Origin of the sequence: Sorangium sp. So ce145 (assembly GCF_051525985.1) — a bacterium.
Classification (GTDB): domain Bacteria; phylum Myxococcota_A; class Polyangia; order Polyangiales; family Polyangiaceae; genus Sorangium; species Sorangium cellulosum_B.
Map to the genome: position 1 here is coordinate 5,614,007 of NZ_CP150315.1, position 11,272 is coordinate 5,625,278.

Here is an 11,272-nt window from a genome sequence, read left to right on the forward strand (position 1 = left end):
GTGCGGCGGCGAGGGCGCGTCACCACATACGCGGGCATGGTGACCACAGAGCGTGACAGGGCGGCCGACGAGCTCGTCGCTCGCCGTGAATCGTTGAGGGACGCCGCGCTCGCCCGCCTCGAGGCCGCGTCCGTCGCGCCGCGCGCCTTCGGAGCGCGCGGCGAGCGCGAGGCGCTCTCGCGCTGCCACGTGGACCTCGCGGCGCACATCGACGCCCTCGCGGCGGCGCTCCGCGCGGCGGGCGCGCAGCAGCTCTGCGAGTACTGCGCGTTCACGGCGGTGTTCCTCGAGGCGCTCGGGGTGCCCCGGCGCGCGCTCGGCGCCGCGCTCGACGCGCTGAGCGAGAGCATCGGCGAGCAGCTCGATCCGGCGCTCTCCTCGCTGGCGCAGGACGCGCTGGCCGCGGGCCGCGAGCGCCTCTGCGCCTCGCCCCTCGTGACGCCGGCCGCGCTGGCGGCCATCCCCGAGCCCCCGTGCGCCGCCCGCGAGGCCGGCTCGCCGGCGGAGGCCATCGAGCGCTCGGCGGCGCGCATCGCGCCGATGAGCGTCGCGCTCAGCTTCATGCGGCGCCCGGCGGACGCGCTCGCCGCCGGCGCGAAGCGCGCCCTCTGCCTCGACGACGCCAGGCGCCACGTCGCGCAGCTCGCCACGGCGCTCGACAACGGGTCGCCGGAGCTCTTCACCGCCTATGCGGAGTGGGCACAGACGCTGCTGGTGCAGCACGGCCTCGACCCCGCCGAGCTCGTTGGCTACCTCCGCGCGCTCGGCGACGTCCTCGCGCTCACGCTGCCGGAGCGCCTCGCCGAGGCGCCGCGGCGGTACCTGGCGGCGGCGCTCGAGCGGCTCACCTCGACGCACGCCGAGAATCCCAGCTTCGTCCGCCCGGAGGCTCCGCTCGGCGCCGTCGCGTGCACCTACCTCGACGCGCTGCTCGAGCGGGACCGGAGGCGAGCGGTGCGGGTCATCCGGGAGGCGCTCGACGCTGGCGCGCCGATCAGGGACATCTATGCTCACGTGCTGGAGCCGTGCCAGTACGAGGTGGGCCGGCGCTGGCAGCTCCGTCAGCTCAGCATCGCCGGCGAGCACTACTGCACGGCGGTCACGCAGATGATCCTGGGCCAGCTCTATCCGCTCGTCGTCAGCGCCGATCGCGCCGGCCGCCGCCTCGTGGCCACCGCCGTGGACGGGAACCTCCACGAGATCGGCGCGCGCTTCGTCGCCGATTTCTTCGAAATGGCGGGGTGGGACACCTTCTATCTCGGGGCCAGCACGCCCGCCGAGCACGTGATCCAGGAGGTCGTCCAGCGGAAGGCCGACGTCCTCGCGGTCTCGGCCGCGCTCAGCGATCAGCTGTCGAGCGTCCGCCAGGTGATCACCGCGGTGCGCGGCGACGACCGGTGCAGGGGCGTCGTCGTCCTGGCCGGCGGCCAGCCGTTCCGCGTCGTCGACGACCTCTGGAGGCAGCTCGGGGCCGACGGCTCGGCGCCGAGCGCAGAGCGCGCCGTCCGCACGGCGGAGCAGCTCCTCGCGGCGCGGAGCGCATGACCCCGCTCCGCGCCTTCGACCGCCGGCCCCGCGGGGTGCGTTTCGCATAGCGAGCTCCGCGCCGGCCTGCCAAGGACAGATCGCCTCCACCGCAAGCGAGGGAGAGGCTTTGATTCGGATGATTCCGATGACTCCGATGGAACCGCGCAGCACGCAAAGCGCAGGAGAAAACGAAGGAGCGCCGCTCGTGACCCCGCCGCCTGGACACGAGCTCGGCGGTCCGATCGCGGAGCTCGCCGCTGCTTTCCTCATGGCCTCGACCGCGCTCGCGATCGGCGTGTTCGCGCCGGACGGCGCGCCGAGGCTCACCAACCACGGCATGCGCCGGCTGCTCGGGGGGGCGGGCGAGCCGGGTCGCGCCGAGGCTCGCCTCGTCAGCCCGAGCTTCGCGCAGCTCGCCGCGGCCGGGCGCGGCGCCGAGGAGCCGATCTACCGCGGCCTGCTGCACTTCGGGGATCTCCGGTCCATCGCGCACAGCCTCCGGGGAGAGGTCTGGCGGCTCGGCCACGACCTGCTGCTCCTCGCCGAGTTCGACGTCATCGAGCTCGAGCGCGTCGTCGCCGAGGTGTCCGCGCTCAACTCGCGGATCACGAGCCTCCAGCGGCGGCTCGTCTCCGAGCAGAAGGAGCTCGAGCGGTCGCTCGAGCAGCTGCGCGCCACGCAATCGATGCTCGTCCACTCCGAGAAGATGAACGCGCTCGGCAAGCTCGCCGCCGGCGTGGCCCACGAGATCAACAACCCGCTCGCGTTCGTCCGCAGCAACGTGCACACCCTGGCCGAGTCGCTCGATCGGCTGTTCGCCGCGTACGAGGCGCTCGAGCGGGCCGCCGTCAGCGCAGGCTCGGACGACGTGAAGGGCCTCGCCGAGGCGCTCCGCGCCGAGGTCGAGCCCGACTTTCTGCGCGAGGATACGGTGGATCTCGTGAAAGGCACGCTGGGCGGCCTCGCGCGCGTGCAGAAGATCGTCGAGGACCTCAGGACCTTCACGCGGATCGACCGGGCGGAGGAGGAGCGCTGCGACCTGAAGGAGTGCCTGGAGAGCACCCTCGCGATCGCGGGCCCGGCGCTGAAGGACGGCGGCGTCCAGGTGACGGTCGAGTGGGCCGAGCTGCCGATGCTGCGCTGCAAGCCGGCGGAGCTCAGCCAGGTGTTCCTGAACCTCCTCATCAACGCGGCCCAGGCGGTCGAGTGCCGGGGCCGGGGCAACGGCCGCATCGTGATCCGCGAACGCGACGAAGAGCGCCGGGTCGTCCTGGAGTTCGAGGACAACGGCGCCGGGATAACCCCTGACGTCCTCGGCCGGATCTTCGATCCGTTCTTCACGACCAAGCCTGTCGGGCAAGGCACGGGGCTGGGCCTCACCATCTCGCACAAGATCGTCGTCGATCAGCACGGCGGCACCATCGCCGTCCGATCGACCCCCGGGGTGGGCAGCACCTTCACGATCACGCTGCCGAAGGAGCCCGACCGATGACGCGCGCCTCCGGCGAGCGGCGCGCGCTGCTCATCGTCGACGACGAGCGCGAGACCTTGAAGGCGCTCCGCCGCGAGCTCCGGCGCGACTACGATGTCCTCATCGCGGAGAGCGCCGAGCAGGGTCACGCGATCTTGCGCGAGCGGACCATCCCTGTCGTCCTCAGCGACCAGCGGATGCCGGGCACGACGGGCACGGAGTTCTGCGCGAGGCTCAGGGCCGAATTCCCGGAGACCGTCCGCCTCCTCATGACCGCCTATGCGGACACGAGCGCCGCCATCCAGGCCATCAACGAGGGCGGCGTGTACCGGTTCATCTCCAAGCCATGGGATCCGCCGGCGCTGGCCGGCGTCGTGAGCGACGCGTTCGCCCAGCACGAGCGCATCAGCAGCTGCCAGCGGCTCCTCTCGAGCCTCAAGACGAGCGCCGAGGCCCTCCACCTCGAGAACCAGCAGCTCGCCGAGGTGACCCAGAAGACCCATGAGCTCATGGGCGTCGCTGCGCACGATCTGCGCAATCCGATCGCGGCGATCCAGTGGTTCTCGAAGATGCAGCTGGCCGGCGCCGGCGTGGGGCCCGAGGACACGCGGCGCTACGCCCTGAAGATCCAGGACAACGCCGAGTTCGCGCTGCAGCTGCTCGAGGACCTGCTCGACATCACGACGCTGGAGCACGAAAACGGCGGGCTTCGCCTGCAGGAGGCCGACCTGCGAGGCATCCTCTCGGCGGCGGTCTCCCTGAACGAGCACGGCGCCGGCCGGAAGGGGATCGCGGTGCACGTCGACGTGCCCGCGGATCTCCCGCTCGTCTGCTGCGACGTCGCGCGGATCGAGCAGGTCCTGAGCAACCTGCTCAGCAACGCGTTCAAGTTCTCGCATCCGGGCACGACGGTGACGGTGCGCGCGCGGAGGCTCGGTGAAGCGGTCGAGGTGATGATCGAGGATCAGGGCCTGGGCATTCGCCCGGACGAGATCAGCGGCCTGTTCCGCAAGTTCCGGAGGACGAGCACCCGGTCGACAGGCGGCGAGAAGAGCACGGGGCTCGGCCTGTCGATCTGCAAGAACATCGTCGAGCGCCACGGCGGCGCGATCCGCGTGGAGAGCGAGCTCGGCCGGGGAACGCGGGTGTTCTTCACGCTCCCGATCAAAGCTGGGCGCGCCTGCGAGCCCGAGCGCCCTGCGGTGTAGGCTCGCCCGCGCGCCGCGCTTGGCCGATGACCACTTACCAGCTCACCGTGTCGTCGAGCGTGAGCGCCCCGCCGGACGCGGGCGTGCTCATCGTGCGGTTGCCGCCGCCCGGGAGGTTCTCCCAGGTCACGGTGCCGTCGGCGTTCTTGCGGTAGTACTTGTACTGGAGCGCGCTGCTGGCCGGCAGGTTGACGCGGTTCGTCCACACGGGGTAGCCGCGTGGATCGACAGGGACGCCGAGATCGGTGTTCCAGCTGCCGAGCGCAGCGGTGTTGCCAGTGACGTACATGTGCTGGCCGACCACGGTGGTCGCGGTGACGTTGACCGTGACGCCTGCCTCGCCGGAGCCGGGCGGCACCACACATGCGTTGTAGCGGCCGCAGACCACCGAGGGGACATCGACGACCCTGCCCGCCCGGATCGACGCCACCAGGCTGATGTACTCGCCCATGGCCCAGTTCAGGGGGCTCATCGACCGCGTCGGGGTGCCCGCCGCGACGTTCGCCGGCTTCTGGACGGACCAGCCGGTGACGTCCGTCGTCTCGCTCCATACCTGCTCCGGGATGAAGCCCTGCGGCGTCGAGAACGCCTTCACCGCGGTCAGGTAGGGGTTGCCGTCGGCGCCGACACCCGTGCTGGCGATCTTGAACATGCCGCGCTCGGCCGTGAAGATGGGCCACAGCCGGCCCCGGCCGCCGTTTCCGTCGAAGTTGCCGCCGTCGTTCTTCTCGCCGTATCCATCGTAGTTGTAGCGGAACCACGCGTCCCCCTTGCCGGCGATCGTCCGCTTCAGGATGGCGTCGTACTCGGGCAGCGTCGCGACGATCGAGGGATCGTCGGCCCGCTTCACCCCCATCCGCACGAGCTCGAGGAACCCGCCGTCGACGATGTACCGCTGGTCGTGCGTGCCGCCGCCGTTGCCGATCGTGAAGGTGACCGCCGCGTCCGGCCCGGACACCGGGTTGTACACCTGCGGCCCGCTGCCCGTGTTGCCCCGCGCGGAGGGGTTGATGCGGAGGTAATACCGGCCGTCGCCGTGGTACCCCGTGGTCGTGAACGTCCAGCGGTCGACGCTCTGCTGCCAGTAGTCGGCGGCGGCCATGTAGCGCGCCGCGCTGGTGGTGTCGCCGTTCGCGCGGGCGATCGTCGCGGCGCAGACGAGGCCCGCGATCTCCGCCGCGATGGTCGACGGCGAGTACCCGGCGTTCTCCTCCCAGCGCTCCTGCTGGGTCCATGGGCCGGTGTTGACGATGTAGTCGGCCGTCTTCTTGATCTTCTTCCACAGCGGGTTGTAGACGGAAGGTCCGAGCCGCCACGCGAGGAGGATCGGCATCGCCTGCTCATCCATCTGCGTGCCTTGCCAGTACTGCCAGCCGCTGACCCAGGCGTTCTGCGGGAAGCGGCCGACGCGGCTGTAGCCCTGCGGGCAGCCCGGCGCGTCGTACTCGGCGGCGCCGCAGTCGCTCGACTGCTGCAGGGTGTTGAACAGGTAGTTGACCACCGAGGTCCCGGCCGCGGTGTCGCCGGCCGTCACCAGCGCGCTGGCGAACTTGAACAGATCGCGCGCCCAGACAAGGTGGTAGCCGCCGCTGTTGCCGTCGCCGTTGGTCTCGCCCCAGGGCGTGCCCATCCCCGCGATCATGGCGCCGTTCGACTTGTCCTGGATCGCCTTGAGCGACATCGCCGCGAGGTAATACTGGTCGTCGGCGGTGGCGCTCTGGCTGCTGAGCCCGGCCGCGTAGGACTTCCACCCGTTGTCGTAGGTGGTTTGCAGCGTGCTCAGGTTGCTGCCGAGCGTCGCGTTCGCCGTGGCGGCCGCCTCGATCTCGGTCGCGCCGAAGCCGAGCACGACGTCGAACGAGACGCTGGTGACGGCGCTCGCGCCGAGATCGATCCAGCCCATCTGCGCCACATTGCCGCCGCTCGCCAGGTCGTTTCGCCAGGTCATGGTCCTGTCGACGTTCCCGCCGAGGAGGTCGGTCCAGCCGTCCGACTCGCCGACGAAGCCGCTCGACACCATCGGCGCGCCGCTCACCACCTTCCATGGGCGCGACGCGGCGAGCGCCGAGGCGCGGCTGTTCTCCGAGGCGACGAGCAGCGTGCGCCCCCCTGCATCCACCGTCCTCGACGTGTCGCCGGCCCCGGAGTTGTCCATCGCCGGGTTGTGGAGCAGGTAGAGGTTGAACTGCGTGACGTTCCTGCCGCCCAGGGCGTCGAACCGGACGCGCTGGATCAACGCGTGGCGCCCCGGATCGGTGAAGACGGTCTTGGTGATCCGCCAGTTGTGGGCGCTGTTCGTCGTCGTCGCCTGCCAGCGCATGGACCGCTTGTCCGGCTGGGTCACGGTGAAGCTCTGCTGCTTCTCCTCGTCGACGAACGTCTTCGCCGTGTCCCCCACCAGGAACTGCAGATCGACGGTGTTCACGGTGTCGAGCACCGGATAGAACACCTCGGACACGATGCCGCGATGACCGGTGAAGTAGACCCTCGAGGCAGCGGTCGTCGAGGTGCCCAGGAACGACTTCTCAGCAGGTCCCCACACAGAGGGTACCCCGACCCCTTTGGCGGCAATGCCGGCGCCGAGCGCCTTCAGGGCCTCTGCCTTCGACGGGGCCTTGCGGGCGGTGCCGAACGGGAACGGGACCGCGGACTCCCCGGCCATCGGCTCCTCTGCATCCGTGTCATCCGTGTCGAGCGCGCAGCCCGCGAGCCCGAGCGTCAGGCAAACAATTGCAGTGTCACAAGAAATGCGCTTCAGCATCACGCCATTCCCCTTCCCTCGGGTGGCCGTCGCGTGAAGACCGCTCCACGGCTACCGTAAGCCAGCGACTTGGTTGATGTTTTTACGTGGAACCGGCGGATCGCGGCCCGGGCCCCCTGCGCTCACTTCGCTCCGGCTCCGCGTGGAACGCCAGCAATGCTGTAGCGTAGCACGCGATCCTCGCGCGCTTGCGCGCACCTGCGCGCCGCCATGCCGAGCTCCTGGCAACGACAGCGCCCCTGCGCTCTATGCGCCGTCTCGACGCGGGTCCACCAGCGCCGAAGCCATCACGCTGCAGGACGATCGACGCAAACAGCGCAGCTCCCGCCGCGGGCTCGACGGAGCGCGGCGCCGTCCTCGCCGCCGCGGGCTCATCAGCTCACGCGCCAACCACCTTGCGCCTCGCCGCCGCGTAGCGCCTGACCACCTCGTCCGCGATGACGCCGATCAGGATGACGGCGCCGATGACCGCGAACTCGATCTGGGTCGGGACGCCCAGCATGTTGATGGCGTTGCGCAGCACCTGCATGAGGGCGGTGCCCAGGATGACGCCCAGCACCGCGCCCTCGCCGCCGCGCAAGCTGAAGCCGCCCAGCACGGCCGCGGCGATCGCATACAGCTCGTAGAAATTGCCGAAATCGACCGGCTGGGCCGAGTTGACCTCCAGCGCGAACAGCATGCCCCCGAAGCAGGCGAGCACCGAGCAGAGGACATACGCGAGGATCGTCATCCTGTCGGTGTCGACCCCGCTGTAGCGGGCCGCCTGCTCGTTGCGGCCCAGCGCCATCAGATAGCGGCCATAGACGGTGCGGTTCAGGAAGATCGACGCCGCCACCGCGATCGCGAGGAACAAGAGGAACGGCATCGGGATGTCGATCCACGTGATCGGCGCGAGCCGCGTCTTCACGCCGGTGAACGGGTGCACCACGTAAGGGCTGAAGCGCCCCTCGGAGATCCACGAGAGGAACGGCACGGGGACCGAGAGCGGGCTGCCGACCGACAGATAACGCAGCGACTCGAACCCGACGCCGAACCCCTGCGTCTGATCGCCGGAGATCCCGCGCGCGGTGCCCCGGTAGAGCAGGAGCCCGCAGAGCGTCACGACGAACGGCTGGAGCCGGAGCTTCGTGATGAGCAGCCCGTGCGCGAGCCCGATGCAGAGGGAGATGCCGAGCAGCACGGGCACCGCCAGCGAGGCCGGCCAGTGCTGCACCGAGAGGAGCCACGGCAGCATGCAGCCGGCGAGCGCCACGACCGAGCCGATCGACAGGTCGATGCCGCCCGTGATGATCACGAAGCCCGCCCCGATGCTGAGGATGCCGAACAGCGCCGTCCTCCGGATCAGGTTCTCGAGGTTCTCCGCGAGGAGGAACCTCCCGTTCAGGAGCGCGGTGCCGAGCGACACCGCGAGGAGGAGCCAGAAGACGCCGAGCACCTTCCGCCGCGTGCTGGGCACGAGCAGCGAAGCGGGCGCGGCGCCGCGCGCCCTGAGGTCATGTGTCGTCGTCACTGACATGCTCTCTGGCCTCGATGGGTAGTGGTCACGCCGCGTCACGCCGCGTCACGCCGCGGCGTCGCTGCCGGTCGCGAGCCGCATGATCGCCTCCTCGCTCAGCTCGGCGCGGCCGAGCTCGCCGGCGATGCGCCCCTCGTGCATCACCAGCGCACGATCGGACATGCCTATCACCTCTTCCATGTCGCTGGAGACGAACAGGGTGGCCATGCCGCTCGCTGCCAATCGCTCCATCAGCTGGTATATCTCGTGCTTTGCGCCGACGTCAATGCCGCGGGTCGGCTCGTCCAGGAGCAGCACGCGCGGCGACATCGAGAGCCACTTTCCGATGACGACCTTCTGCTGGTTGCCGCCGGACAGGTGCTGCACAGGCTGCACGTCGCTCGGCGTCCGCACGCCGAGCTCCCGGATCGTCCGCGCCGACATCCGGCGCTCGCCCGCGCGGTCGAGGACGCCGTAACGCTGCGCCGCGCCGAGGCTCGGGAGGCTCACGTTGGCCCGGATCGCCATCTCCAGGATGATGCCTTGTTGCTGGCGGTCCTCCGGGACCAGGCCTATCCCGGCGGCGATGGCGTCTCGCGGGGCCCGCGGCGTGATCGCCCGCCCGGCCACGCGGATGGCGCCCCCGGCCGCCGGCGTGACGCCGAACAGCGTCCGGAGAAGCGACGTGCGCCCCGCGCCGAGGAGCCCGGCCACGCCGACGATCTCCCCGCCGCGCACCGTGAAGGAGAGCGCTCGCTCGGGGTGCCTCGGCGTCCGGAGGCCGGAGACCTCGAGCACCGGCTCGCCGGGCGGGTTCGGGACGTGCGGATAGAACTGCGAGAGATCGCGGCCCACCATCAACCTCACGATGCGCTCGTGGCTCATTTCCTCCCCGCGCGAGAGCTCGCCCGCGTTCTCGCCGTCGCGCAGCACGAGCACGCGATCGCAGAGCGCCCTCACCTCGCCGAGGCGGTGAGAGATGTACACGACGCTGATCCCGCCCGCGCGGAGCTCCCTCACCACCTGGAAGAGCGCCTCCGCCTCGTGCGGGCACAGGCACGACGTGGGCTCATCCATGATGAGCACCCGCGCGTTGGCCGAGAGCGCCTTCGCGATCTCGACCAGGTGCCGCTGCCCGAGCGACAGGCCCGCGACGAGCGCGCGCGGCGAGCACGCGAGGCCGACGCGCGCCATGATCGCCCGCGCCTCCCGCTCCATCCTGCCCTCGTCGATGAAGCCGCCCCGCCGCGGCTCCCGGCCGAGATAGATGTTGGCCGCGACATCGAGGTTGTCCGCCAGGTTGAGCTCCTGGTGGATGAGCGCGATCCCGAGGGAGAGCGCCTCCCTGACGGAGCCGAGCGCGACGGGCCGCCCGTCGAAGAGCATCTCGCCGGCGTCGGGCGCCTCGACGCCGGCGAGGATCTTCATGAGGGTGCTCTTGCCAGCGCCGTTCTCGCCGACGATGCCGAGCACCTCGCCTCGACCGAGCGCGAGATGCACGCCGCTGAGCGCGAGCACGCCGGGGAAGCGCTTGGTCAGGCCGCGCACCTCGAGCAGCGGCGTCGCGTCCGGTTCAGGCGAGGAGGCTGTCATTCGCGTCGGCGCGTCGAGCGTCGCCGGCGTGTCAGCGTGCGCGCGCGCCGCGCGGGCGCCGCGCTGCCCGACGCCGGGCTCACTGCTGTTTGCCCGCCTTCTGCTTCAGATCGGCCCAGAACGCGTCGAGGTTGCCCTTGCGGATCTGCCGGGCCGGCAGGGAGATGAACTTGTCCTGGGGCACGACGGAGTTATCCCCCCGCACGAGCGCCGCGAGCACGCGCACCGACTCCTTGCCGTACATGTACGGATTCTGCACCACCGTGCCGACCACCTCGCCGTCCTGGATCGCGCGCAGCGTCGCGTCCTGCTCGTCGAAGCCGACGACCTGGATCGCGCTCATCTTCCCCGCCTGCTTCACCGCCTCGAGCAGGGCCGGCGTGTGGTACGCGTTCAGGCCGATCAGGCCCACGAGGTCCGGGTGCGCCGACATCATGTCTTCGGCGTTGCTCTTCGCCTTGGCGGCGTCGATCTGGTCGGTCAGGGTCGCGACGATGGTGTATTTCGCCCCCTTCAGCTCCTGGTTGAGCGGGTCGTTCCCAGCGCTGGTGTCCTGGCGATCGAGCAGCTCGTCGAGCACGCCTTGACGGCGCTTGCGGGCGTTGTCGCCCTCGAGCCGCCCGACCAGGATGGCCACCTTGCCGCCGCCGGGGATCGCCTCCTTCACGAGCTGCCCCGCCATCCGGCCAGCGACGTAGTTGTCGATGCCGATGTACACGATGCGATCGCTCTTCGGAGCGTCCGAGTCCTGCGTGATGAGCTTCGTCTTCGCGGCCGCCTTGTTGAGCAGCGGGACCTGGTTCTCCGCGTCGATCGGGCTGATCGCGATGCCGTCGACGCCGCGGATCAGGAGATCCTCGACCCGGTGCAGCTGGTCGTTCACGTCGCTCGGCATCACGACGCTCACCTCGACGTTGTGCTCCTTCGCGCCGTCGATGACGCCCTTCTCGGCGATGGTCCAGAACGGGGCGACGCCGTTCGTGATGTAGGCGAGCTTCGGCTTGCCCCCCGCCGCCGGCGCGCCGCCGTTGTCGCAGCCCAGGGCCGCGAGCCCCGCCGCCACGCAGGCCCCGACGATGAACCGACTGATGCTCTTCACCATGCGCTCTCCCCTCCACCCGTCCACCCGACAAGAGCCGCCTCGCGCGACGGGCCCATACGCCTCGTGCCGCCGCGCGGGCCACGACAGAGCAGGAACCCCCCGGTCAACTGGCCAG

The 11,272-nt window shown here is 70.5% G+C and carries 7 protein-coding genes; 3 read left to right on the forward strand and 4 right to left on the reverse strand.

Going from position 1 to position 11,272, the window contains the following annotated elements; translation table 11 throughout:
* The first annotated feature begins 36 nt into the window (after nt 1-36).
* The 3 genes from WMF34_RS20840 to WMF34_RS20850 all read left to right on the forward strand — a co-directional run bounded on the left by WMF34_RS20840 (nt 37) and on the right by WMF34_RS20850 (nt 4,206).
* Nucleotides 37-1,545: a cobalamin B12-binding domain-containing protein gene (locus tag WMF34_RS20840; protein WP_437994315.1), complete on the forward strand. Its 1,509-nt coding sequence runs from the start codon at nt 37-39 to the stop codon at nt 1,543-1,545.
* Between the two features lie 187 nt (nt 1,546-1,732).
* Entirely contained in the window at nt 1,733-3,019 is a 1,287-nt protein-coding gene (locus WMF34_RS20845) for a sensor histidine kinase (protein WP_437994316.1), read from the forward strand.
* Nucleotides 3,016-4,206 carry an ATP-binding protein gene (locus WMF34_RS20850; RefSeq protein ID WP_437994317.1) on the forward strand — a complete coding sequence of 397 codons (1,191 nt, stop codon included), beginning with the start codon at nt 3,016-3,018 and terminating at the stop codon, nt 4,204-4,206. Before WMF34_RS20845 ends, WMF34_RS20850 begins: the two co-directional genes overlap by 4 nt.
* A 34-nt stretch (nt 4,207-4,240) precedes the next feature.
* On the opposite strand, the gene WMF34_RS20855 is transcribed toward WMF34_RS20850, so the two are convergent.
* The 4 genes from WMF34_RS20855 to WMF34_RS20870 all read right to left on the reverse strand — a co-directional run bounded on the left by WMF34_RS20855 (nt 4,241) and on the right by WMF34_RS20870 (nt 11,157).
* On the reverse strand, nt 4,241-6,868 hold the full coding sequence (locus WMF34_RS20855) for a glycoside hydrolase family 15 protein (protein ID WP_437994654.1): 2,628 nt from the start codon (nt 6,866-6,868) through the stop codon (nt 4,241-4,243).
* A gap of 478 nt (nt 6,869-7,346) precedes the next feature.
* Nucleotides 7,347-8,483: an ABC transporter permease gene (locus tag WMF34_RS20860; protein WP_012236659.1), complete on the reverse strand. Its 1,137-nt coding sequence runs from the start codon at nt 8,481-8,483 to the stop codon at nt 7,347-7,349.
* A gap of 45 nt (nt 8,484-8,528) precedes the next feature.
* Nucleotides 8,529-10,055, reverse strand: a complete 1,527-nt coding sequence (locus WMF34_RS20865) for a sugar ABC transporter ATP-binding protein (protein WP_012236660.1) — start codon at nt 10,053-10,055, stop codon at nt 8,529-8,531.
* A gap of 79 nt (nt 10,056-10,134) precedes the next feature.
* Nucleotides 10,135-11,157 (reverse strand): sugar-binding protein, encoded by a 1,023-nt coding sequence (locus tag WMF34_RS20870; RefSeq protein WP_012236661.1) that lies wholly within the window; start codon nt 11,155-11,157, stop codon nt 10,135-10,137.
* Between the last annotated feature and the right edge of the window lie 115 nt (nt 11,158-11,272).